This window comes from Bradyrhizobium liaoningense (assembly GCF_018130825.1).
Taxonomy (GTDB): Bacteria; Pseudomonadota; Alphaproteobacteria; order Rhizobiales; family Xanthobacteraceae; genus Bradyrhizobium; species Bradyrhizobium liaoningense_B.
Map to the genome: position 1 here is coordinate 458,070 of NZ_JAFCJS010000004.1, position 23,149 is coordinate 481,218.

Annotated in this window: 20 protein-coding genes; 11 read left to right on the top strand and 9 right to left on the bottom strand. The window is 64.8% G+C overall.

Annotation, left to right across the window (positions count from 1 at the left end):
* Positions 1-23 precede the first annotated feature (23 nt).
* The 3 genes from JQ603_RS20845 to JQ603_RS20855 form a co-directional block, all read right to left on the bottom strand.
* Positions 24-830 carry an enoyl-CoA hydratase/isomerase family protein gene (locus JQ603_RS20845; RefSeq protein WP_212342149.1) on the bottom strand — a complete coding sequence of 269 codons (807 nt, stop codon included), beginning with the start codon at positions 828-830 and terminating at the stop codon, positions 24-26.
* A 212-nt stretch (positions 831-1,042) separates the two neighbouring features.
* Entirely contained in the window at positions 1,043-1,801 is a 759-nt protein-coding gene (locus tag JQ603_RS20850; RefSeq protein WP_212342150.1) for an SDR family NAD(P)-dependent oxidoreductase, read from the bottom strand.
* Between the two features lie 55 nt (positions 1,802-1,856).
* Positions 1,857-2,459, bottom strand: coding sequence for a TetR family transcriptional regulator (locus JQ603_RS20855; protein WP_035667712.1), 603 nt, complete (start codon positions 2,457-2,459; stop codon positions 1,857-1,859).
* Between the two features lie 212 nt (positions 2,460-2,671).
* On the opposite strand from JQ603_RS20855, the gene JQ603_RS20860 reads away from it, so the two are divergent.
* Both JQ603_RS20860 and JQ603_RS20865 read left to right on the top strand, forming a co-directional pair.
* On the top strand, positions 2,672-3,844 hold the full coding sequence (locus tag JQ603_RS20860) for an acetyl-CoA C-acetyltransferase (protein ID WP_130365654.1): 1,173 nt from the start codon (positions 2,672-2,674) through the stop codon (positions 3,842-3,844).
* Between the two features lie 201 nt (positions 3,845-4,045).
* A complete protein-coding gene (locus JQ603_RS20865; protein WP_212342152.1) occupies positions 4,046-5,590 on the top strand; it encodes an acyl-CoA synthetase in 1,545 nt (514 codons plus the stop codon).
* 110 nt (positions 5,591-5,700) lie between these two features.
* On the opposite strand, the gene JQ603_RS20870 is transcribed toward JQ603_RS20865, so the two are convergent.
* A complete protein-coding gene (locus JQ603_RS20870; protein WP_212342153.1) occupies positions 5,701-6,243 on the bottom strand; it encodes a methylated-DNA--[protein]-cysteine S-methyltransferase in 543 nt (180 codons plus the stop codon).
* Between the two features lie 137 nt (positions 6,244-6,380).
* Here JQ603_RS20870 and JQ603_RS20875 point away from each other — a divergent pair, with 137 nt between their 5' ends.
* Together JQ603_RS20875 and JQ603_RS20880 are read left to right on the top strand one after the other, a co-directional pair.
* Complete coding sequence (locus JQ603_RS20875) at positions 6,381-7,199, top strand: alpha/beta fold hydrolase (RefSeq protein ID WP_212342156.1); 819 nt, start codon at positions 6,381-6,383, stop codon at positions 7,197-7,199.
* A gap of 2 nt (positions 7,200-7,201) precedes the next feature.
* Positions 7,202-8,014, top strand: a complete 813-nt coding sequence (locus JQ603_RS20880; protein WP_212342158.1) for an alpha/beta fold hydrolase — start codon at positions 7,202-7,204, stop codon at positions 8,012-8,014.
* 177 nt (positions 8,015-8,191) lie between these two features.
* Here JQ603_RS20880 and JQ603_RS20885 read toward each other — a convergent pair whose 3' ends face one another.
* On the bottom strand, positions 8,192-8,647 hold the full coding sequence (locus tag JQ603_RS20885; RefSeq protein ID WP_212342458.1) for a carboxymuconolactone decarboxylase family protein: 456 nt from the start codon (positions 8,645-8,647) through the stop codon (positions 8,192-8,194).
* Positions 8,648-8,746: 99 nt separating this feature from the next.
* Between JQ603_RS20885 and JQ603_RS20890 the strand changes: the two genes are divergently transcribed.
* From JQ603_RS20890 to JQ603_RS20920, 7 genes are all read left to right on the top strand, one after another.
* Positions 8,747-9,616: a sigma-70 family RNA polymerase sigma factor gene (locus tag JQ603_RS20890; RefSeq protein WP_212342160.1), complete on the top strand. Its 870-nt coding sequence runs from the start codon at positions 8,747-8,749 to the stop codon at positions 9,614-9,616.
* A gap of 87 nt (positions 9,617-9,703) precedes the next feature.
* The gene (locus JQ603_RS20895; protein ID WP_212342162.1) at positions 9,704-10,960 is read left to right on the top strand and encodes a M20/M25/M40 family metallo-hydrolase; all 1,257 of its coding nucleotides are present in this window, start codon (positions 9,704-9,706) and stop codon (positions 10,958-10,960) included.
* 186 nt (positions 10,961-11,146) lie between these two features.
* Complete coding sequence (locus JQ603_RS20900; RefSeq protein WP_212342163.1) at positions 11,147-11,824, top strand: GntR family transcriptional regulator; 678 nt, start codon at positions 11,147-11,149, stop codon at positions 11,822-11,824.
* Positions 11,825-11,946: 122 nt separating this feature from the next.
* The gene (locus JQ603_RS20905) at positions 11,947-12,747 is read left to right on the top strand and encodes a phytanoyl-CoA dioxygenase family protein (protein ID WP_212342166.1); all 801 of its coding nucleotides are present in this window, start codon (positions 11,947-11,949) and stop codon (positions 12,745-12,747) included.
* Positions 12,748-12,890: 143 nt separating this feature from the next.
* Entirely contained in the window at positions 12,891-14,204 is a 1,314-nt protein-coding gene (locus JQ603_RS20910) for an NAD(P)H-dependent oxidoreductase (RefSeq protein WP_212342168.1), read from the top strand.
* A gap of 541 nt (positions 14,205-14,745) precedes the next feature.
* Positions 14,746-15,834 (top strand): TRAP transporter substrate-binding protein, encoded by a 1,089-nt coding sequence (locus JQ603_RS20915; protein WP_212342170.1) that lies wholly within the window; start codon positions 14,746-14,748, stop codon positions 15,832-15,834.
* A 424-nt stretch (positions 15,835-16,258) separates the two neighbouring features.
* A complete protein-coding gene (locus JQ603_RS20920; protein WP_212342172.1) occupies positions 16,259-17,350 on the top strand; it encodes a TRAP transporter substrate-binding protein in 1,092 nt (363 codons plus the stop codon).
* A gap of 262 nt (positions 17,351-17,612) precedes the next feature.
* On the opposite strand, the gene pimD is transcribed toward JQ603_RS20920, so the two are convergent.
* The 4 genes from pimD to pimA all read right to left on the bottom strand — a co-directional run bounded on the left by pimD (position 17,613) and on the right by pimA (position 23,106).
* Entirely contained in the window at positions 17,613-18,755 is a 1,143-nt protein-coding gene (gene pimD / locus JQ603_RS20925; protein ID WP_212342174.1) for a pimeloyl-CoA dehydrogenase small subunit, read from the bottom strand.
* Between the two features lie 132 nt (positions 18,756-18,887).
* Complete coding sequence (gene pimC, locus JQ603_RS20930; RefSeq protein WP_212342176.1) at positions 18,888-20,078, bottom strand: pimeloyl-CoA dehydrogenase large subunit; 1,191 nt, start codon at positions 20,076-20,078, stop codon at positions 18,888-18,890.
* A gap of 161 nt (positions 20,079-20,239) precedes the next feature.
* Positions 20,240-21,427 (bottom strand): acetyl-CoA C-acyltransferase, encoded by a 1,188-nt coding sequence (locus JQ603_RS20935; RefSeq protein ID WP_212342178.1) that lies wholly within the window; start codon positions 21,425-21,427, stop codon positions 20,240-20,242.
* Entirely contained in the window at positions 21,424-23,106 is a 1,683-nt protein-coding gene (pimA, locus tag JQ603_RS20940; RefSeq protein WP_212342460.1) for a dicarboxylate--CoA ligase PimA, read from the bottom strand. The genes JQ603_RS20935 and pimA overlap by 4 nt, the downstream gene beginning before the upstream one ends.
* Positions 23,107-23,149 lie beyond the last annotated feature (43 nt).

Here is a 23,149-nt window from a genome sequence, read left to right on the forward strand (position 1 = left end):
TGTCCTTTACGGATCTTCGTGCTTCAGCGCCTGATATAGACAGGCTTTCGCTTCTCAAGGAAGGCCCTGATGCCCTCCGAAAATTCCTCGGAGCGGCTGCACAGGACCTGATTGCGGTCCTCCATCGCGATCGCAGCTTCCAGCGATCCGGCATCGACGCTCATGTTGAGACATTCCTTGGACAGGCGCAGCCCGACGGGCGAGGCGGTCGTCATCGCATCGACATAGGGCTCGGCCGCGGCATCGAGCTTGTCTTCATCGACAACCTCGGAGACGAGCCCGACCGCAAGCGCGCGCTCGGCACCGATGAAGCGCCCAGTGAGGATTAGTTCCGACGCTACGGAGACACCGACGAGGCGCGGCAGAAAATAGCTGGTGCCGATGTCGCAGCCGCCGAGGCCGAGCTTGATGAAGGCGCAGTTCATCCGCGCCGACTTCGTTGCGATGCGGATGTCGGAGGCCAGCGCCAGGGCAAAGCCGCCACCGGCCGCCGCACCCTGCACCAGCGCAAGGATCGGCTGCGGGCAGCGCCGCATCAGCATCACGATGTCGGCGATGCGCCGCTGCGAGTCCAGGGATTCCGTGACGCCCGGCGGCTCCTGCTGGCCGGCCCGGCGCGCCATCGCGGCCTTGAGATCGAGGCCCGCGCAGAAATTCTTGCCGGCGCCCCTGAGCACGACGACGCGCGTGTCGCGGTTACGCTGCAGGCCCTGGAAATAGACGTTGAGCGCGTCGATCAGCGCAGGATCGAGCGCGTTGAGGTTTTCCGGACGATTGAGCGTCACCCGGTCGACGCCGTCGTGGTGCTCGATCAGCAGCGGTTGGGACATGGGAGCCTCGCACTTTTGTGTCACACGGGGACCGTCTCCCACCCTCCCCTGGAGGGGGAGGGTCGGCTCACATTGCGCGCAGCGAAATGTGAGACGGGGTGGGGTGACAGTCTCTCCACATCCACACTGCCCGAGAGGAGAGATCACCCCACCCCGCTCGCGCTGCGCGCGATCGACCCTCCCCCTCCAGGGGAGGGTCAGAAGGGCACCGCTTACCTTGGCGCCATGCGGATGGCGCCGTCGAGACGGATGGTTTCGCCATTCAGCATCGGGTTCTCGACGATGTGCACCGCGAGCATGCCGTACTCGTTCGCATCGCCGAGGCGCGATGGATGCGGCACCTGGGCGCCGAGGCTCTTGCGGGCTTCTTCGTTGAGACCCATCAGCAGCGGCGTGAAGAACAGGCCGGGCGCGACGGTGTTGACGCGAATCTTCTGGCTGGCGAGGTCGCGCGCGGCCGGCAACGTGAGGCCGACGACGCCGCCCTTCGAGGCCGAATAGGCGATCTGGCCGATCTGACCTTCGTATGCCGCAACCGAGGCGGTGTTGATGATGACGCCGCGCTCCTCGCCGACCGGCTCGATGGTGACGAGGCGCTCGGCGAACAGCCGCAGGCAGTTGAAGGTGCCGATCAGGTTGACGTTGATGATGCGCGCGAACTTTTCGAGCGGATAGACGCCGTCGCGGCCGACGATACGCTGCGAACCGCCGATGCCGGCGCAGTTCATCAGCACGCGCGCAACGCCATGCGCCGCTTCTGCTTTCGCGATCGCCGCCTTGATCTGCTCCTCGCTGGTGACGTCGGCGTGCAGCGCGACGCCCTTGACTTCGGCGGCGACCTTCTCGGCGTTCTCCTTGCTCTGGTCGATCACGCCGATCTTGGCGCCCTTGGCGGCCATGGCGCGGGCGGTCGCGGCACCAAGGCCCGAACCACCGCCGGTGATGAGAACGGCTACGTCTTTCAACTGCATCGTAAGCTACCTTTCCTTGGGCGTTTCTTCTCTAGACTTGAGAGTGATGGCCGGATTATCCGGCCGCGGCAGCTTCCCCGGCTTGCGTGAGGATGCCGCCGCAGATCAGCGTTTCCATGTGCTTGATGTATTGCCGGCAGACTTCGTCGGTGACCGGGCCGACGCCGGTCGCGCGGGACATCGCGTGCCGGCCGAAGAACAGGTGATCGCAGGCGCCGATCAGGCTGGTGTAGAACAGCACCGGATCGGTCTTGCGGAATTCGCCGCTGCTCTCGCCTTCGGCGAGCAGGCGGCGGTGAAAATCGAGCAGCGGCGCGACGAAGAATTTCGAGACTTCGTCGGCGGAGCCCGCACTGGTTTCGTGCAGGAGATAATGGATCAGCCGGTTCATGTAGGGGAACCGGTAATAGGCTCGGATGATGCCGCCGATATGCAGCTTCAGCTTCGCCGTCGCCGTAATCGGCTGCGCCAGCAGATATTCGAGATTGGACAGCTCGGTTGCCGCGTTGCGCTCAAGCAGCGCCAGCAACAGGCCATCCTTGTTGCCGAAATGATATTTGACCAGCGCGGCGTTGGCGCCGGATTTCTGGGCGATGTCGGACAGCGAGATCTCGATCGAGGAGCGTTCGATCATCAGCTCGCTGGCGGCCACGAGCAATTTCTCTGCCGTGGAATTTTTTCCGCCGGGGAGCTTGTTCGGTACGCTGGTAGCCACGGAGATCCCTGTTTGGCCGCTGGAAGCGGGGCGCAGATAAGCGCAAGCAGCGCCTCATCACAAGAGTTAATTGATCGATTGACTAAATGATCGCGCGCCCGTTTAATCCGCCCCCGACAACCAACCATCCAGAAGAAATTCAGGGAGAAACCGATATGGCCGAGGCTTACATCGTCGCCGCTGCGCGTACCGCCGGCGGGCGCAAGGGGGGCCGCCTCGCCGGCTGGCATCCGGCCGATCTCGCCGCAAAAGTGCTGGACGAGCTGGTCGACCGCACCAAGGTCGATCCCGCCCTGGTCGAGGACGTGATCATGGGCTGCGTCATGCAGGTCGGCGAGCAATCCAACAACGTCGCGCGCAACGCGATCATGGCCTCGAAGCTGCCGGAGAGCGTGCCGGGCACCTCGATCGACCGTCAGTGCGGCTCCTCGCAGCAGGCGCTACACTTCGCAGCGCAGGCCGTGATGTCCGGCACCATGGACGTGGTGATCGCCGCCGGCGTGGAATCCATGACGCGCGTGCCGATGGGCCTGTCGTCGCAGCTCCCGGCCAAGAACGGCTTCGGCAATTACAAGAGCCCGGGCATCGAGGCGAAGTATCCGAACATCGTGTTCAGCCAGTTCACCGGCGCGGAGATGATGGCGGAGCGGTACGGCCTCTCCAAGGACGAGCTCGACGAGTACTCCTTTGGCAGCCATCAGCGCGCGATCGCCGCGACGCAAGCCGGTCACTTCAAGAAGGAGATCGTGCCGCTCGAGATCACCCGCGCCGACGGCAGCAAGGACACCCACCACATCGACGAAGGCATCCGCTTCGACGCCACGATCGAAGGCATCAAGGGTGTCAAGCTCATTGCCGAGAACGGCAAGCTGACCGCGGCCAGCGCCAGCCAGATCTGCGACGGCGCCTCCGGCGTCATGGTGGTGAACGAGAAGGGCCTGAAGCAGCTCGGCGTCAAGCCGCTGGCGCGTATCCATCACATGACCATGATGGGCGGCGATCCCGTCATCATGCTGGATGCGCCGTTGCACGCCACCAAGCGTGCGCTGGAGAAGGCCGGCATGAAGATTGGTGACATCGATTTGTTCGAGGTCAACGAGGCCTTCGCCTCGGTGCCGACCGCGTGGCTGAAGACCACCGGCGCCGATCCGGAGCGTCTCAACGTCAACGGCGGCGCCATTGCGCTCGGCCATCCGCTCGGCGGCTCCGGCACCAAGCTGATGACCACGCTGGTCCACGCCCTGCACCAGCGCGGCAAGCGCTACGGCCTGCAGACCATGTGCGAAGGCGGCGGCATGGCGAACGTGACGATCGTGGAGCGGCTGTAGTCGCCGTTGCACCGCTCAGGCGTTGCCACACTAAAGGTGTCGTCCCGGCGAAGGGGGACCCATAGCCACGGAGTGTGTGGTTATGCCGGGCTGGGGCGACACGGCATTTCGACAACTGCGATTGGTGGTTATGGGTCCCGGCCCCCGTGCGCAATTGCGCACTAGGCCGGGACGACCACGGTGTTTGCCTCGGGACCTGAGATGACCCATCCGTCCATCTACGCCAAGACCACACCCGACAAGATCGCCTACCAGATGGCAGGCACCGGCAAGGCGATCACCTATCGCGAGCTCGACGAGCTCTCGAACCAGGGCGCAAACCTCTTTCGCTCGCTTGGCCTCAAGGCCGGCGACCACATCGCGCTGCTGATGGAGAACCGCCTCGCTTTCATGGAGCTCTGCTGGGCCGCACAGCGCAGCGGGCTGTATTACACCGCGATCAGCCGCTATCTGAAGCAGGACGAGATCGACTACATCATCGCCGATTGCGGCGCCAAGGTCGTGATCACCACGCCGAAATGCGCCGACCAGATCAAGGCCCTGATCAAGGGCGCGCCCGGCGAGCCGATCTTCTACATGATGGACGAGCCGCTGCCCGGCTTCCGCTCCTACGACAAGGAAGCCGCGGCGCAGCCGATAACGCCGATTCCCGACGAGGTCGCCGGCTACGACATGCTGTACTCGTCGGGCACCACCGGCCGGCCCAAGGGGATCAAGAAGGCGTTCGAGGGCAACAGGATCGACGTGCCGAACGCCTTCCTGCGCGTGCTCTGCGCCGACATGTGCGGCATGAATGCCGAAAGCACCTATCTGTCGCCGGCGCCGCTCTATCACGCCGCTCCCCTGCGCTTCAACATGATGGCGATCGTGCTCGGCGGCACCTCCATCATCATGGAGCATTTTGACGCTGAAGAGTTCTTGAAGCTGGTCGAGAAATACAAGGTCACGCAGTCGCAGCTGGTGCCGACCATGTTCGTGCGCATGCTGAAGCTGTCGGACGATGTGCGAACCAAGTACAATGTCTCGACGCTGAAGGGCGCCATCCACGCCGCCGCGCCCTGCCCGGTCGACGTCAAGGCAAAGATGATCGAGTGGTGGGGCCCGATCCTGATCGAGTATTACGCGGGCTCCGAAGGTAACGGCGTCACCGTCTGCAACTCGCAACAATGGCTCGAGCACCGCGGCAGCGTTGGCCGCGCCGTGGTCGGCAAGATCAAGATCCTCGACGAGAACGACGAGGAGCAGCCGACAGGCGAGATCGGCACGGTCTATTTCGCCGATGCGCCCGCCTTTACCTATCACAACGACCCCGAGAAGACGAAGAAGGCCTACAACGCCAAGGGCTGGTCGACGCTCGGCGATGTCGGTTATCTCGACAAGGACGGCTTCCTCTTCCTCACCGACCGCAAGTCCTACATGATCATCTCGGGCGGCGTGAACATCTACCCGCAGGAAACCGAGGACGTGCTGATCACCCACCCCGAGGTCGCCGACGTCGCGGTGTTCGGCGTGCCGAACGAGGAGATGGGCGAAGAGGTGAAGGCGGTGGTGCAGCCGCACGATATGAGGCGCGCCGGCAAGGAGCTCGAGGCCGAGCTGATCGCGTTCTGCAAGACGCGGCTTTCAGCGATCAAGTGTCCGCGCTCGATCGATTTCGAAGCCGAGCTGCCGCGCACGCCGACCGGCAAGCTGGTGAAGCGGCACCTGCGCGATAAGTATTGGCCGAAGACGGCGGCGAAGATTTAGGGCGGGATGCGTAGGGTGGGTTAGCGAAGCGTAACCCACCTCTTCTGCTTCTGCGGAGACATAGGTGGTGGGTTACGCCTTCGGCTAACCCACCCTACGCTTCCTCAACCTCAATCAAACAGACTCGGCGTGTGGTTCACCAGCGCGCCCTCGATCTCGAGCATCTTCAGCTTCGTCACCACGCCACCATTCGCCGAGAAGCCGCCGGGCTTGTTGCCGGCCGCCAGCACGCGGTGGCAGGGCACGACGATCGGGCACGGGTTGCGGCCGAGCGCCTGGCCGACGTCGCGCGACAGCTGGACGCCGCCGAGCTGCTTGGCGATGTCGCCATAGGTGATGGTCTTGCCGGGCGGAATGGCGCGGGCGATCTCGTAGACGCCGCGGTTGAAGGCAGGCACGTCATCGAGATCGAGCGGGATGTCGGTGAGGTCGTCGGGCTCGCCCGCGAGCAGTTTTGTCATGCGGTCGATCGCGTGCTGCACCTCGGGGGGCGGCTCGGCTTCGGTGGCATCAGTGTGGCGCTGGCTGATGCGGGTGCGGATCTTCTGCTCGCCGCCCATCGGCAATTGCGTGCCGTTGATGCCGCGCGGGCCCCAGGCGATGGCGCAGAGGCCGATCCTGGTGTCGAACAGGGCAAAATGCTGGTCGGTCATGGCTTGGTTCCTGAGCTTGCGTCCTTGTCGCATGCCCCCAATGTGATCTCGGCCTAAATCTAGGCTTGGAAATAGTTGCGATCCACCCGGTTTCCGGGAATCTTGCACAGGAGTTCCAGTCCTCTCGCGAGCCCAGAATGCAAAGCCTCCACGTCAATGGATACGACATGCCCTATCTCGACGTGGGCGAAGACAAAGGCCGTCCGCCGCTGGTCTGTGTGCACGGCTCTCTCTCCGACTTCCGCATCTGGGGCTGCGTGCTGGGGCCGCTGACGCAGCGGCACCAGGTGATCGCGGTCAGCCTGCGGCACTTCTTTCCGGAGCGCTGGGACGGCGTCGGTGACACCTATTCGATCGCCCAGCACGTCGACGACGTCATCGCCTTCATCGAAAAGCTCGATCTCGGCCCTGTCGACCTGATGGGCCATTCCCGCGGCGGGCACATCTGCTTCCGCGTGGCGCAGCGGCGCCCCGATCTTCTTCGCCGGCTGGTCCTGGCCGAGCCCGGCGGCGAGCTCGATGCCAGCCTCGACCCCGATTATGTCGGCGGCCCCTCGCCGCTGCTGGCGCGCTTCAAGGCTTCGGCCGAGAAGATCGCGGCCGGTGATGTCGACGGCGGCCTCGCCGTGTTCGTCGACACGCTGGAAGGCGCCGGTACCTGGCCGCGACTGCCGGCGATGGTGAAGCAGAATCTGCGCGATAACGCCTACACACTGATCGGCCAGGTCCGCGACAACCGCCCGCCGTTCTCGAAGGCGGATGCGGAAGCGATCAAGATGCCGACGCTGTTCATCCTGGGGGCACGGACCAAGGGCCTCTTGCCGAAGGTGCTGCATGCGCTCGCCGCGCATGTGTCCTATTCGAAGACGGCGATCATCCCGAACGCGACGCATCCGATGTTCGAGCAGGCGCCGCAGAAATATTCCGAAGTGGTGCTGGATTTTCTGGCGAGCTGATCATGCAGACACTCCGCGTCAACGGTTACGACATGGCCTATCTCGAAGTGGGAGAAGGCCATCCGCTGGTCTGCGTGCACGGCACGCTCGGGGATTTCCGCACCTGGTATTCGGTGCTGGGCCCGCTGTCGAAGAGCCATCGGGTGATCTCGGTGAGCCTGCGGCATTTCTTTCCCGAGCATTGGGACGCCGTCGGCGACGACTACAAGATGGCGCAGCACGTCGCTGATACGATCGCCTTCATCGAGCAGATCAAGCCCGGCCCGGTCGATCTGATGGGCCATTCGCGCGGCGGGCACATCGCGTTTCGCGTGGCGCAGGCGCGGCCGGATCTGCTGCGAAAGCTGGTGCTGGCCGAGCCCGGCGGCGATCTCGATGCCAGCCTGCCGCTACCCGAAGGCACGCCCGCGCATCCGCCGCTCGCCGCGCGGACAGTGCGCTCGGTCGAGATGATCCGCGCCGGCGATATCGAAGGCGCACTGCAGAACTTCTACGAAGGCATCGAGGGCGACGGCTCCTGGCGGCGCGTGCCTGCTGCGGCGAAGCAGCAATTGCGCGACAACGCGCTGACCTTCCTCGGCCAGATCAACGAGCAGCGCCGGCCCTACACGCTCAGCGATGCACAGGCGATCAGGACGCCAACGCTGCTGATCGGCGGCGGTGCGACGACCGGAAGCCTGTCAGTGATGTGGCGCGTGCTGGCGGAGCACATCGCAGGAGCCAAGACGGCGGTGATCGAAAATGCGGGCCACTGGATGTTCGAGCAGGCGCCGCTGGAGTTCGGCGAGGCGGTGAACGCGTTTCTGGCGGAATGAGCGCATGTGAGGCGGGCAGCGCCGGTGATCTCCCTCGCCCCGCTTGCGGGGAGAGGGTGGGGTGAGGGGGAGCCTCCGCGCGGACGGTGAAAGTGAGACTCGCGGAGGCTCCCCCTCACCCGGAATTTGCGATGCAAATTCCGGCCTCTCCCCGCATGCGGGGAGAGGCGAAGAAACTCACACCTTCCACACACCCACCGGCATCTTGATCGTCGCGTTGAGGCGGTTCCAGACATTGATCGTTGCGATCGAGAGAATCAGCGTTGCCAGCTCACGCTCGTCGAAATGCTTGGCGGCCTCGTTCCAGATCGTATCGGGCACCGGGTCCGCACGATCGGCAATGCGCGTGACGGCTTCGGTCAGCGCCAGCGCGGCGCGCTCGGCTTCGGTGAAATAGGGCGCATCGCGCCAGGCCGACACGGCGAACAGGCGTTCGTCGGTCTCGCCCAGCTTGCGGGCGATCTTGGGATGCATGTCGACACAGACGCTGCAGCCATTGATCTGGCTGGCGCGCAAATGCACCAGTTCCAGGAGCTTTTCCGGCAGGCCCTGCTTGGTCAGGTTGCCAATGGATTGAAGGTGGTTCATGGCCTCGGGCAGGATCATGACCGGGTGGTTCATGCGGGCGTGCATCATTTTCGTCTCCGTCTGTCGAATTTCGAAGGTTCCGGTCACATCGGCCGGATTGGCTTCGTCATGGGCATGACGGATCGCGATGAGGGAATGTGACCGATGACCGAAAAAAATCTTGAAGAGAATTTTCTCAGCCACCAGTTCGAGGCCAGCAGGGACCATTTGCGCGCGGTCGCCTACCGGATGCTGGGGTCCCGCGCCGAGGTCGACGACGCCGTACAGGAGGCCTGGCTGCGGGTCAGCCGCTACGACATGTCGGATGTTGCGAACTTGCGCGGCTGGCTGACGACCGTGGTCGCACGCATCTGCCTCGACATGCTGCGCGCCCGAAAGTCGCGCCGCGAGGACCCGATGGGCCCGCATGTGCCGGAGCCGGTCGACGACACGCGGCAGCGCGAGGCGGAGATGGCCGATTCCGTCGGCGCGGCGCTGCTGGTGGTGCTGGAGACCTTGCAGCCGGCGGAGCGGCTCGCTTTCGTGCTGCACGACATGTTCGCCGTGCCGTTCGAGGAGATCGCACCGATTGTCGGGCGCTCGGTCGACGCCTCGCGCCAGCTGGCGAGCCGCGCGCGGCGGCGCGTGCAGGGCGCGCCGGTGCCCGATGCGAACATGTCGCATCAACGCAAGATCGTCGATGCGTTCCTCAAGGCATCGCGCGAAGGCGATTTCGAAGGCCTGCTCGCCGTGCTGGATCCTGACGTCGTGTTTCGCGCCGACCAGGCCGCGGTACGGCTCGGCACGCTGCCGGAGATCCGCGGCGCGGACGCAGTCGCGCAGCTCTACAAGGGCCGCGCCCAGGCCGCACGCACGGCGCTGGTCGATGGCGAGATGGGTGTGGCCGTCATCCTCGGCGGTCGTCTGCGCATCGCACTGCGCGTGGGCTTCAGCGGCGACCGGATCGCGGTGATCGAGGCGGTGGCCGACGCAGACGAAATCGCCGCGATGGATGTGGAGGTGCTGGAGCGCTAGGCCGGCGTGGCATCGTGCGGTTGCGGGTGCTAGGCTTTCCGCTCAATCGCGCGGTGCCCGCGCGCAAGATGCAAAAGGACGCAAGTCATGACCTTCCGCTTCACGCCCCTGCTCGCTTTGTCGCTGCTCGGCCTTGCCGCCGGTGCCACGTCCGCGCTCGCGGCCACTGACGAGAAGCTGAAGGCCGCCGCCGAGCAGGAGAAGGCGCCACTGATCGAGACATTGCGCGACATGGTGATGATCGAGAGCGGCAGCAGCGACGTCGAGGGCCTGAAGAAGATGGCCGACTTCACGGAAGGACGCCTGAAGGCGCTCGGCGCCGCCACCGAGCGGCGCAAGACCACGGCAGGCGCCGGCGCCGACATGGTGATCGCGACGTTCAAGGGCACGGGCTCGCGGAAGCTGATGCTGATCGCGCATATGGACACGGTCTATCAGCGCGGCATCCTTGCAAGCGAGCCGTACCGCGTCGACGGCAACCGCATCTATGGCCCCGGCATCGCCGACGACAAGGGCGGCATCGCCGTGGTGCTGCATGCGCTCAAGATGCTCAAGGACGCTGGCTGGAACGACTACGCCACGCTCACCGTGTCATTCAATCCGGACGAGGAGGTCGGCTCGATTGGATCCGGCGAGATCATCGCCGAGCTCGCCGACCAGCATGACGTCGTGCTCTCCTGCGAGCCGACGGTGGCCTCGCCGCCGGCCAAGAACGACTCGCTGCTATTGGGTGCCAGCGGCACCGCGACGGGCATCATCAAGGTGAAGGGCCGCGCCTCACATGCGGGTGCAGCGCCCGATCTCGGCCGCAACGCGCTGATCGAGCTCTCGCATCAACTGCTGCAGACGCAGGACGTCGCCAAGTCGATCCCGGGCACCCAGCTCAGCTGGACGACGGCGAAGGCCGGCACGGTGCGCAATCAGATTCCGGAAGAAGCTGAGGCCGGCGCCGACATCCGCCTCACCATTCCCGACGGCATCGCCAAGCTCCAGGCGGCGCTGGACGAGAAGATCAAGAACCGCCTCGTGCCGGACACCGAGACCACCATGAAGATCGTGGCCGGCCGTCCGCCCTTCGTCGCCAGCGACCGCGGCCGCGCGGTGGCGCAAGAGGGACAGGCGATCTATGCCGAGATCGACCGCAAGCTCGACATCGCCGAGATGACCGGCGGCGCCACTGACGCCGGCTATGCCAACCGCAGCGGCAAGGCGGTGGTGGTCGAGAGCTTCGGCCTCGCCGGCTTCGGCTATCACGCCCGCGACGAGTTCATCGACACCAACTCGATCGTGCCGCGGCTCTATCTGATGAGCCGGATGCTGATCGAGCAGGGGAAGAAGAAATAGGCACCGGGCCTCACCCGGTCTTTTCCTCGAAAACAACCCCATGCACAGTAGACGGACCAAGCAATATCAATAGCTTAGGCGGCACCCAAGAGGGCGTCTGGCGCGCCCCGGCCGTGCTTGACGCCCTGCCAGTGCCGGGAGTAGCTTCGAATACGGAATTCCGTATTCCATGTTGGAGCCGCCGGCGTGATCCCTCTCGACCCGCTCCCGAACCTGATCGACCAGGTCTATGCGCGCATCCTGGAGGCGATCTCCGATCGCACGCTCGAGCCCGGCCAGCGCATCCGGCAGAACGAGCTTGCCGACAAGCTCGGCGTGTCGCGCCAGCCGGTGTCGCATGCGCTGCATCTGTTGCACCGGCAGGGTCTCGTCGCCGAGAGCGGCAAGCGCGGCTTTGAAGTCACCCAGCTCGATCCCTCACGGATCCGTCAGCTCTACGAGGTGCGCGGCGCCATCGATGCGCTGGCCGCCCGGCTTGCCGCGGTGCGCGTCGGCGCCGACGCAGTGGGACGCGCGCGACTGGAGGCGGCGCTCGCCGCCGGGCGCGGCATCGACCGCAACACATCGCTTGCCGAGCTCATCGCACTCGATGTCGATTTTCACCGCGCGATCTATCAACTCGCCGGCAACCCCGTGATCGAGGAGACGATGGCGCCGCAATGGCCGCATATGCGCCGATCGATGGCGACCGTGCTCTCCGAGCTCGACTATCGCGACAGCGCCTGGACAGAGCATGCCGATATTGCCGGACACGTTCTCAGCGGCGCTGCGAAGGCGGCCGAACGCGCCGCGCTGGCGCACGCGCAGACGGCAGGACGATTGACGGAGGAGAGATTGAGGGCGACGGACGAGGTGGCGGCGTAGCGACAAAAGCACGCCGTCATTCCGGGATGGTCCGAAGGACCAGACCCGGAATCTCGAGATTCCGGGTTCACGCTTCGCGTGCCCCGGAATGACAACAAAAAACAACACAAGGAGGACGACCCATGAAACTGTCCCAGGAGCAACTGGAGTTCTTCCACCGCGAGGGCTGGCTGTTCCTGCCCGAGCTGTTCAGCCAGGAGGAGGTCGATTTGCTCGCGCGCGAGGCGGTCGGTATCTACGACGCCAACCGGCCCGAGGTCTGGCGCGAGAAGAGCGGCGCACCGCGCACGGCCTTCGCCGCGCATCTCTACAACGAGGCCTTCCGCATCCTCGGTGCGCATCCGCGCATGATCGACCCGGTCGAGCAATTGTTCGGCGAGCCCGTCTACATGCACCAGTTCAAGATCAACGCGAAATCGGCCTTCACCGGCGACGTCTGGCAGTGGCACCAGGATTACGGCACCTGGAAGCGCGACGACGGCATGCCGGAGCCGCGCGCGATGAACATCGCGATCTTCCTCGACGAGGTGATGCCGATCAACGGCCCCCTGATGCTGGTGCCACGCAGCCAGAACGCCGGCGATCTCGAGGCCTCGCACGACCTCGCCACCACCTCCTATCCGCTGTGGACGCTGGACGAGGACACGGTGACGCGCCTCGTCAAGCAGGGCGGCATCGTCGCGCCCACCGGCAAGCCCGGTGGCATGCTGATGTTCCACGGCAATCTCGTGCATGGCTCGAGCGGCAACATCACACCCTACCCGCGCAAGATCGTGTACCTGACGCTGAACGCGGTCTCGAACTACATCCGCACACCGACGCGGCCGGAGTACATCGCGCATCGCGATTTTTCGCCCATCAAGACGGTGGATGATGATGCGCTGGTGCGGCTTGCCCGTGCGCCGCGGCAGGCGGCGGAGTAGGCTCTCCCTGTCATTCCGGGGCGCGCGTAGCGCGAGCCCGGAATCCATCGAGCCGCAGAGACAGTCGATCAATGGATTCCGGGCTCGCGACTTCGTCGCGCCCCGGAATGACGAGCTTTGATTGTTGCACCAGGACATCCCCCATGAACCTCTTCCGCCTCCTGCAAGCCCGCGCGTCCGCCGGCAAACCCGTTCGCGTCGCGCTGATCGGCGCGGGCAAGTTCGGCTCGATGTTCCTCGCACAGGTGCCGCACACGCCGGGACTGGAGGTGCCCATCATCGTCGACATCGACCGCGATCGCGCGCGCGAGGCGTGCCGCACCGTGGGCTGGAGCGCCGAGCGGATCGCCGCCACCGTCTTCACCGACGACGGCGCTCGCGCCATCGCCGGCGGCGCGATGGATGTGGTGGTGGAGGCGACCGGCAATCCCGCCGTCGGCATCCGCCATGCGCGTGCCGCGATCGCGGCGGGCAAGCATATCGTGATGGTCAATGTCGAGGCCGACGTGCTGGCGGGACCGCTGCTCGCCGAGGAGGCGCGCAAAGCAGGCGTGGTCTATTCGCTTGCCTATGGCGACCAGCCGGCATTGACGGCGGAGATGGTCGACTGGGCCCGCGCCACCGGCTTTCGCGTCGTCGCCGCGGGCAAAGGCACAAAGTACCTGCCGGCGTATCACGACGTGACGCCCGACGGCGTCTGGCAGCATTACGGCCTGACCGCGGGCGAAGCGCAGTCGGCCGGCATGAACCCGCAGATGTTCAACTCCTTCCTCGACGGCACCAAATCGGCGATCGAGATGGCCGCGATTGCCAACGCCTGCGGCCTCGACGTGCACGCGGAAGGCCTGTTGTTTCCGCCCTGCGGCGTCGACGATTTGCCGCACATCATGCGGCCGCGCTCGCGCGGCGGCGTGCTGGAGCGGTCCGGCGTGGTGGAAGTCGTCTCCTCGCTCGAACGCGACGGACGGCCGGTGTTTCGCGACCTGCGCTGGGGCGTCTATGTCGTGCTGGAGGCGCCGAACGACTACGCTGCAGACTGCTTCAGGCAATACGGCCTGAAGACCGACGCCAGCGGACGCTTCGCCGCGATGTACAAGCCCTATCATCTGATCGGGCTCGAGCTGAACATCTCGATCCTGTCGGCCGCGCTGCGCGGCGAGGCGACCGGCCAGGCTTTCGGCTTCCGCGGCGATGTCGCCGCGGTGGCCAAACGCAACTTACGCGCCGGCGAGATGCTGGACGGCGAAGGCGGCTACACCGTGTGGGGCAAGCTGGTACCGGCCGCCGCGAGCCTGAAAGCGGGCGCCCTGCCGATCGGCCTCGCGCACCGCCTCAAGCTGAAGCACGACGTCGCCCATGGCGAGATCGTGCGCTGGAGCGATGTCGAGTTCGACGCGAACAACGAGACGATCAGGACAAGGAAGGCGATGGAGGCGGCGTTCGCGAACGAGGGATAGCGGCGTGATGGATTGTTCGGCCGACGCCAGCGCTCTCTCCGTTCCCTCCCCCTTGCGGGGGAGGGTCAGGGAGAGGGGTGCCGCACGGGGATTCTATCCGTCGCACATCGCGCTCTTGCATTAGTCAACAACCGGCACCTTTTGCTGGGCTACCCCTCTCCCTAGCCCTCCCCCGCAAGGGGGGAGGGAACGTACCTCCGTTGACGACAGTGAATCCGGTCTCAACGACGAGCGCCTTCACTACTCTCCGCAAGCGCACCGCCGCGATTGCCCAATCATGCAGCAGATCGCAGGCCCTTCCGACTTTCGTCTGTCCCGCATTCGCAGTTGCGAGCGCGGCATGAGGCTTGATTGTCGCTGGCTGACAGGTCATCCTTGCTGACGGAACCGCAACGATCGGAATTCCAATAACAAGAGCCCGTCAGGGCCTTCGGAAACGCCTCACAAGTCTCAACAAAACAACGTCGATCTCGACCAAGACAAGACGACCCCAAAGATCGTTCCCCTTAAGTCGAAGCATCGGCATTACGGAGGGAAGTGCATGGAACGTCGTAAATTCCTGACGGCAGGCGGATTGGGCCTGGCCGCGAGCGCTGTTGCTGCGCCGGCTATCGCGCAATCGATGCCCGAAGTCAGATGGCGGCTCGCCGCGAGCTGGCCGAAGGCACTCGATACGCTCTACGGCGGCTGCGAATATTTCTGCAAGCGCGTCGCCGAGATCACCGACAACCGCTTCCAGATCCAGCCGTTCGCCGCCGGCGAGATCGTGCCGGGCCTGCAGGTGCTGGATGCCGTCTCGAACGGCACCGTCGAGATGGGCAACACCGCGCTCTACTATTACTGGGGCAAGAACCCCGCCTTCACCTTCGGCACCGCCCTTCCCTTTGGATTGAACACGCGTCAGCAGATCTCGTGGCTGCTGTGGGGCGGCGGACAGGATCTCGTGAACGACCTACTGAAGGAGCACAACGTCTACGGCATTCCGACCGGTGCCACCGGCGCGCAGATGGGCGGCTGGTTCCGGAAGGAGATCAAGTCTCTCGACGACGTCAAGGGCCTCAAAATGCGCATCGGCGGCTTTGCCGGCACGATCATGGCCAAGCTCGGCGCGGTGCCGCAGCAGATCGCCGGCGGCGACATCTATCCGGCGCTGGAGAAAGGCACGATCGATGCCGCCGAATGGGTCGGCCCCTACGACGACGAGAAGCTCGGCTTCGTGAAGGTCGCCAAATATTACTACTATCCCGGCTGGTGGGAGGGCACGAGCCAGGGCCACAACGTCTTCAACCTCGACAAGTGGAACGCGCTGCCGAAGCACTATCAGGCGGCGGTCGATGCGGCCTCGCGCGACACCTACACCTGGGTCACCGGCAAGTACGACGCGCTGAACGCGCCGGCGCTGAAGCGGCTCCTGGTGTCGGGCGCGATCCTGAAGGCGTTCCCGCAGGAGGTGCTCGAGGCCTGCTACGGTGCCGCCAACGAGATCTATGCCGATCTCTCCAAGAGCAATCCGCACTTCGGCAAGATGTATGCGAGCCTGACCGCCTTCCGCGGTGAGGCCCTGCCCTGGTTCCAGGTCGCCGAGCTGAGCTTCGACAGCTTCATGATGCGGATGCGGATCAAGACGTGAGACGCTGAGCGGCGCACACGACTAAAGAATGAGAAGCCCCGGAGATGGCGACATCTCCGGGGTTCTTCTTGTCGACCCCAGCTATCGTAGGGTGGGCAAAGCGAAGCGTGCCCACCAATTTGCCCGAGAGAAGAAGATCGTGGGCACGGCGCTATGGCGCCTTTGCCCACCCTACGGCTGCGGAGTTCGGCGAGAGGTCGCGCTCGGCCTTCGCAACTGCGAGCATCCCGACGGCGCTTGCTTATCGCGAGGCGAGCAGTCATCCTGACCGCTAAACCGCAACGCGCGGGATTCACAAAGAGCCCTGAAGGGCCTTCGGAAACACCAAAAATCGTCACAACACCACGTCGATCACCGGCGAAGCCAAGACGACATCAAGATCGTTTCCCCTCGTCGAAGACATCGGCGCAACGGAGGAATACGCATGAAACGTCGTGAATTCCTGAAAGTGACAGGTGCAGGGCTGGCGGCAAGCACAGCGATTGCCGCGCCGGCGATCGCGGAAGGCTCGCCGGAAACGAGATGGCGGCTGGCCGCGAGCTGGCCCAAGGCGCTCGATACGCTCTATGGCGGCTGCGAATATTTCTGCAAGCGCGTGGCCGAGGTCACCGACAACAAGTTCCAGATCCAGCCGTTCGCAGCCGGCGAGATCGTCCCGGGCCTGCAGGTGCTAGACGCCGTGTCGAACGGTACCGTCGAGATGGGCAACACCGCGCTGTATTACTATTGGGGCAAGAACCCCGCCTTCACCTTCGGCACGTCGCTGCCGTTCGGGCTGAACACGCGGGCGCATATTTCCTGGCTGCATTTCGGCGGCGGCACCGAGATGCTCAACGACCTCCTGAAGGAATACAACGCGATCGGCATTCCGACCGGCTCGACCGGCGCCCAGATGGGCGGCTGGTTCCGGAAAGAGATCAAGTCGATGGAGGATTTCAAGGGGCTGAAATTCCGCGTCGGCGGCTTCGCCGGCACGATCATCGCGAAGGTCGGCGGCGTGCCGCAGCAGATCGCGGGCGGCGACATCTATCCGGCTCTGGAGAAGGGCACGATCGACGCGGCCGAATGGGTCGGCCCCTATGACGACGAGAAGCTCGGCTTCGTGAAGGTCGCGAAGTACTACTACTATCCGGGCTGGTGGGAAGGCACCGGCCAGGGCCACAACATCATGAATCTCGACAGGTGGAACGCGCTGCCCAAGCACTACCAGGCCGCGATCGAGATGGCCTCGCGCGACACCTTCACCTGGGTCACCGGCAAATACGACTACGTCAACCCGTCGGCGCTGAAGCGCCTCTTGGTGGCCGGCGCGATCCTCAAGCCGTTCCCGCAGGAGGTGCTCGAGGCCTGCTACGGTGCCGCGAACGAAATCTACGCCGATCTTTCCAAGAGCAACCCGCACTTCAAGAAGATGTATGCGAGCCTGTCGGCCTTCCGAAACGAATCGCTGGCCTGGATGCAGGTCGCCGAGCTCAGCTACGACAGCTTCATGATGCGGATGCGCACGCGGACGTGAGGCGGTGAGCCGGTAGGTCGAACCACACTGAGGCTGTCATCGCCCGGCTTGGCCGGGCGATCCAGTATCCCAGAGGCCGACGTTGGAGAGCACGCTCTCATCACGTCCGCCGCGGCGTACTGGATGCCCCGGTCAAGCCGGGGCATGACAGCGGTGGCTGTGGTGGAACGGGCAAAATCAAACGAAGAAAGCCCCGGAGATGTCTCCGGGGCTTTTTGTTTTGGATTGTCCCGCTTTCGCGGGGATGACAGTTGCCGTTTGGCTAGATCAACCCGCCGGCGTCGGCGACACGACGCTGGTGATAGTCGGTGTCGCCAAAGCTGTTCTCGATCATGGTGAGGCGCTTGAAGTAGTGGCCGATCTTCGCCTCCATGGTCATGCCGATGCCGCCGTGGAGCTGGATCGACTGCTGTCCCACGAACTTCAGCGACTTGCCGATCTGCACCTTGGCCGCGGCGATCGCGTTGGAGCGCTCCTTGGCGTTCTCGAAGTCGTTCGCCATGGTGGCGAACATCGACATCGAGCGCGCCTGCTCGGCCGCGACGAACATGTCGGAGGCGCGGTGCTGAAGCGACTGGAACGAGCCGATCGCGACGCCGAACTGTTTTCGCGTCTTGATGTACTCGACGGTGGTCTTCAGCGACTCGTCCATCAGACCGACCGCTTCGGCGCAGAGCGCGATTCGGGCCTCGTCGACCACGCGCTCGATCAGGGCGAGTGAGTCCTCGGGATTGCCGATCGCCGCATCGGCGCCGACCTCGACGCCGGTGAGCGTGATGTCGGCGGCGTGCAGGCCGTCCTGGGTCGGGTAGGACTTCTTGGTGACGCCCTTGGCGTTCGCCGGGACCAGGAAGACGCCGATGCCGGTCTTGTCGCGGCGGTCGCCCTTGGTGCGCGCGGTGACGACAAGCGTGTCGGCGTTCTCGCCGTTGAGCACCACGAACTTCTCGCCGTCGATGACCCAGCCGTCGCCCTTCTTCTTCGCGGTGGTCGAGACGTCGAACAGATCATAGCGCGAGTTCTTCTCGAGCTGGGCGAAGGCCAGCGTCTTGCTGCCGTCGATGATCCCGGGCACGTGCGCAGCCTTCTGCGCATCGCTGCCGGCATGGCGCAGGAAGCCGCCGCCGATCACGACCGTGGCCAGATACGGCTCCAGCACCAGCGCCTTGCCGAGCGCCTCCATCACGATCATGGTCTCGACGCCGCCGCCGCCGAAGCCGCCATCGGCCTCGCTGAAGGGCAGGCCGAGCAGGCCCTGCTCGGCAAGCTTGAGCCAGACCGTTTTGCTCCAGCCGCCCTTCTCCTTCATGTACTTCTTGCGCTGCTCGAAATCGTAGGAATCGGTCAGCAGGCCGTCGATGCTTTCCTTGAGAAGCCGCTGCTCCTCGTTCAGGTCAAAATCCATGTTCTTTGGTTCCTCGTACCCGGAATTTTTGCTTCGTCATTCCGGGACACGCGCGATAGCGCGGGGACCCGGAATCCAGAGGTTGCGGCGCGAGATTCCGGGTTCGCGCTGACGCGCGCCCCGGAATGACGTTTAGAGCCCCAGCACCGCCTTGGCGATGATGTTGCGCTGGATCTCGTTGGAGCCGCCGTAGATCGAGACCTTGCGGTTGTTGAAGTAGCTCGGCGCGATCTGGGCGGTCCATTCCATGGCCTCGTTCGAGCCGTCGTCGCCATGCACGTCGTAAGGCGCGGCGAACGGGCCGATCACTTCCATGAGCAGCTCGGTGGTGGTCTGCTGGATCTCGGAGCCCTTGATCTTCAGCACCGAGGAGGCCGGATTGGGCTTGCCCTTGCCGTGCTTGCCCTCGTCGGCGACGACGCGCAGCTGCGTCAACTCGAGCGCCTTCAGCTCGATCTCGCACGCCGCGAGCTTCTCGCGGAAGGCGGCGTCCTGGATGATCGGCTTGCCGCCGGATTCAACCTTGGAGGCCAAGTCGCGGATGCGGCGCAGCCGCTCCTTGGAGACGCCGACGCGGGCAATGCCGGTGCGCTCGTTACCGAGCAGGAATTTTGCGTAGTCCCAGCCCTTGTTCTCTTCGCCGATCAGGTTCTCGTAGGGCACCTCGACGTCGTCGAAGAAGACCTCGTTGACCTCGACGCCGCCGTCGATGGTCTGGATCGGGCGTACCGTGACGCCCTTCGACTTCATCGAGAACACGATGAAGGAGATGCCCATCTGCTTCTTGGCGCCGGGATCGGTGCGGCAGAGGCAGAAGATCATGTCGGCGTGCTGGGCCAGCGTGGTCCAGGTCTTCTGGCCGTTGATGATCCACTTGTCGCCCTTGCGCTCGGCCTTGGTCTTGAGCGAGGCAAGGTCAGATCCCGAACCGGGCTCCGAAAAACCCTGGCACCACCAATCGTCGACATTGGCGATGCGCGGCAGGTACTTCTTCTTCTGCTCCTCGTTGCCGAAGGTGTAGATGACCGGGCCGACCATGCTGACGCCGAAGGCGAGCGGCTGCGGCGCCGGATAGGACTGCAGCTCCTCGTTGAAGATGTAGTGCTGCACGCTGGTCCAGCCCGTGCCGCCGAACTGCTTGGGCCAGTGGCTGACGCCCCAGCCCTTCTTGTTGAGGATGCGCCACCACGTCACCATCTCGTCCTTGGTGAGATGACGGCCCTCGACCAGCTTGCGCCGCGTATCCGGCGGCACGTTGTCGCGGAAGAACGACCGCACTTCCTCGCGAAACGCCTGCTCTTCTTTCGTGAATGCGAGATCCATCGGATCCTCCTGTTTCCTCGTCGTCCTGGCGAAAGCCAGGACCCATTACCACCGGCCTTCGTTTTGCGAAGGCAATTGCCGTCTGTGCCCCTTACCCCGGCCGCGGAGTATGGGTCCTGGCTCCCGTGCGCAATTGCGCACTAGGCCAGGACGACGGTGAGTTACTGCAACACCTCGAACAGTCCCGCCGCGCCCATGCCGCCGCCGACGCACATGGTGACGACCGCGTACTTGGCCTTGCGGCGGCGGCCTTCGATCAAAGCATGGCCGGTGAGGCGCGCGCCCGACATGCCGTAGGGATGGCCGACCGAGATCGCGCCGCCGTTGACGTTGATCTTCTCGGGGTCGATGCCGAGCTTGTCGCGGCAATACAGCACCTGCACGGCGAAGGCTTCGTTGAGCTCCCAGAGGCCGATGTCGTCGACGGTGAGGCCGTGGCGCTTGAGCAGGCGCGGCACGGCGAAGACCGGGCCGATGCCCATCTCGTCCGGCTCGCAACCGGCGGAGACGAAGCCGCGGAAGATGCCGAGCGGCGCAAGACCGCGCTTTGAAGCTTCCTTGTCGCTCATGATCACCGAGGCGCTGGCGCCGTCGGAGAGCTGGCTGGCATTGCCGGCGGTGATGGAGAAACCTTCGCCGCGCACGGGCTTGAGGCCGGCGAGACCTTCGATCGTGGTCTCGGGGCGCGGACCCTCGTCCTGCGACAGCGTGACTTCCTTCATCGAGACAGTGCCGGTCGCCTTGTCGGTGACCGCCATCTGCGTCGTGATCGGCGCGAGCTCGTCCTTGAACTTGCCGCCCTGCTGTGCGGCCGCGGTGCGGCGCTGGCTCTCCAGCGAATATTCGTCCTGCTTCTCGCGCGAGATGCCGTAGCGCTTGGCGACGATCTCCGCCGTGTCGATCATGGGCATGTAGACCTCGCCCTTGATCTTGAGCAGCGCCGGGTCCTGGGCGTGGAAGCCGTTCATCTTGTCGTTCTGGACGAGCGAGATCGACTCGCCGCCACCGCCAACGGCGATCTCGACGCCGTCGAAAATCACCGAGCGCGCGGCAAGCGCGATCGCCTGCAGGCCCGAGGCGCACTGGCGGTCGATAGTGGTGCCGGCGACAGTCACGGGAAGGCCGGCGCGGAGCAGCGCCTTGCGCGCGATGTTGCCGCCGGTGGCGCCCTGCTGGAGCGCTGCGCCCATCACGACGTCCTCGATCTCCTTCGGATCGACCTTGGCGCGGGCGACCGCTTCGCCGATGGCGTGGCCGAGCAGGGTTGCGCCCTCGGTGGCGTTGAGCATGCCGCGATAGGCCTTGCCGATCGGGGTGCGGGCGGTGGAAACGATGACGGCGTCGGTCAAGAACGACCTCCTGATGCAGTTTGGGTGGATTGTGACGGTTTCTGCTGCTGGCGCAATTCGTGGCGCGACAATTTTCCGACCGGCGTGCGCGGCAGATCGGCGACGAACTCGACCTCGGCCGGCAGCTCGTGCTTGCCGAGCTTGCCGGCAAGCTGGGAGCGCAGCTCGTCGAGCGAGAACGGCTTTGCGTCGGGCTTGAGCTTGATGAAGGCTTTCGCGGCTTCGCCGCGGTACTGGTCGGGAATGCCGAGCACGATCACCTCGTGCACGCCCGGAATGGTGTAGATCGCCTGCTCGATCATCTGCGGATAGACGTTGAAGCCGCCGGAGATGATCATGTCCTTCTTGCGGTCGACCAGGAAGAAATAGCCATCGGTGTCGACATAGCCGATATCGCCGGTCAGGAAGCGGCCATCGATGAAGGCATCCGCGGATCCCGCCGGCTTGTTCCAGTAACCCCTGGTGACGTTCGGGCCCTTGATGCGGATCTCGCCGACTTCGCCCGGCGGCAGCACCTTTGTCGGATCTTCCAGCGAGACGACGTCGAGCTCGATGCCGGGCAGCATCAGGCCGATCGAGCCGGGCTTGTCGGGACCCATGGGCGGATGGCCGGTGCCGGGCGAGCAGGTCTCGGTCATGCCCCAGCCGCTGCGCAGCTTCTTGCCGACCTTGCGCTCGAAGAAGTTGGCGATCTCGACCGGCAGCGGCGCGCCGCCGGAGCCGATGGTCGCCAGCGAGGAGAAGTCGCGCTTGTCGAGATCGGGCAGCGCGGCGATCGCGATCCACATCGTCGGCACGCCCGGGAAATAGGTCGCGCGCTTGACCTCGATATCGCGCATCACGGCCTCGACGTCGAAGCGCTGGTGGATCGAGATCAGATTGCCGCGGCTGAGCGAGGACAAGAGCACGACCGTGAGTGCATAGATGTGGAACAGCGGCAGCACGCAGATGACGCGCTCGACCACGTCGCCGCGCGCGGCGCGGGCCGGCTTGCCCCAGACGTCGTAGATCGACACCGCCGAGGTGAGATTGCCGTGCGAGAGCATCGCGCCCTTGGGCAGGCCCGTGGTGCCGCCGGTATATTGCAGCAGCGCGACGTCGTCGGCCGTGACGGAAGGCCACTTCCCCGGCGCGGTCGCGCCCTCGACGAAGGTCATGAAGGTGACGATGCGGGGATCGCTTGGGATCGCCGCCTGCGGCGTGCCGACCTTGCCCCAATTGTCGTCCTCGCAGACGACGAGCTTGTCGATCAGGCCTTTTTCCAGAAACTTCAGCGCGGTCGGCAGCAAGGCCTGGAGGTTCGAGGTGACGAGCAGACGCGAGCCGGAGTCGGAGACCTTGTGCGTCAGCGCGATCTCGCCGTCGAGCGGGGAGAGATGCGCGACGCGGGCGCCTGCCTTCAGCGCACCGAAGAAATTGACGGGGTGGTCCGGCGTGTTGCCGAGGAACAGCGCGACGGAGCTGTTTTTGCCGATGCCTTCGCGCAGGAACGCCGCGGCCGCGCGCTCGGCCTGAGCTGCGAGCTCGGTATAGCTGATCGGCCGGTCCCGGAATTCCAGCGCGGTGCGCGGGCCGTACTCGGCGGCAGCTTTCGACAGGAGGTCAGGGAGCGCGCCCTGGACGATGGTGTCGTCCCACCGCACGCCCTCGGGGTAAAACTGTTCGCCGGGATGGGTCATTTTCTGCATCACACTCAGTGGTCATTCCGGGACGCGACGAAGT

Excerpts from the sequence above, each read along its gene's own strand:
- JQ603_RS20845 (WP_212342149.1), bottom strand. The coding sequence starts at position 830 with ATGTCCCAACCGCTGCTGATCGAGCACCACGACGGCGTCGACCGGGTG.
- JQ603_RS20850 (WP_212342150.1), bottom strand. The coding sequence starts at position 1,801 with ATGCAGTTGAAAGACGTAGCCGTTCTCATCACCGGCGGTGGTTCGGGC.
- JQ603_RS20860 (WP_130365654.1), top strand. The coding sequence starts at position 2,672 with ATGGCCGAGGCTTACATCGTCGCCGCTGCGCGTACCGCCGGCGGGCGC.
- JQ603_RS20865 (WP_212342152.1), top strand. The coding sequence starts at position 4,046 with ATGACCCATCCGTCCATCTACGCCAAGACCACACCCGACAAGATCGCC.
- JQ603_RS20870 (WP_212342153.1), bottom strand. The coding sequence starts at position 6,243 with ATGACCGACCAGCATTTTGCCCTGTTCGACACCAGGATCGGCCTCTGC.
- JQ603_RS20875 (WP_212342156.1), top strand. The coding sequence starts at position 6,381 with ATGCAAAGCCTCCACGTCAATGGATACGACATGCCCTATCTCGACGTG.
- JQ603_RS20880 (WP_212342158.1), top strand. The coding sequence starts at position 7,202 with ATGCAGACACTCCGCGTCAACGGTTACGACATGGCCTATCTCGAAGTG.
- JQ603_RS20885 (WP_212342458.1), bottom strand. The coding sequence starts at position 8,647 with ATGCACGCCCGCATGAACCACCCGGTCATGATCCTGCCCGAGGCCATG.
- JQ603_RS20890 (WP_212342160.1), top strand. The coding sequence starts at position 8,747 with ATGACCGAAAAAAATCTTGAAGAGAATTTTCTCAGCCACCAGTTCGAG.
- JQ603_RS20895 (WP_212342162.1), top strand. The coding sequence starts at position 9,704 with ATGACCTTCCGCTTCACGCCCCTGCTCGCTTTGTCGCTGCTCGGCCTT.
- JQ603_RS20905 (WP_212342166.1), top strand. The coding sequence starts at position 11,947 with ATGAAACTGTCCCAGGAGCAACTGGAGTTCTTCCACCGCGAGGGCTGG.
- JQ603_RS20910 (WP_212342168.1), top strand. The coding sequence starts at position 12,891 with ATGAACCTCTTCCGCCTCCTGCAAGCCCGCGCGTCCGCCGGCAAACCC.
- JQ603_RS20915 (WP_212342170.1), top strand. The coding sequence starts at position 14,746 with ATGGAACGTCGTAAATTCCTGACGGCAGGCGGATTGGGCCTGGCCGCG.
- JQ603_RS20920 (WP_212342172.1), top strand. The coding sequence starts at position 16,259 with ATGAAACGTCGTGAATTCCTGAAAGTGACAGGTGCAGGGCTGGCGGCA.
- pimD (WP_212342174.1), bottom strand. The coding sequence starts at position 18,755 with ATGGATTTTGACCTGAACGAGGAGCAGCGGCTTCTCAAGGAAAGCATC.
- pimC (WP_212342176.1), bottom strand. The coding sequence starts at position 20,078 with ATGGATCTCGCATTCACGAAAGAAGAGCAGGCGTTTCGCGAGGAAGTG.
- pimA (WP_212342460.1), bottom strand. The coding sequence starts at position 23,106 with ATGACCCATCCCGGCGAACAGTTTTACCCCGAGGGCGTGCGGTGGGAC.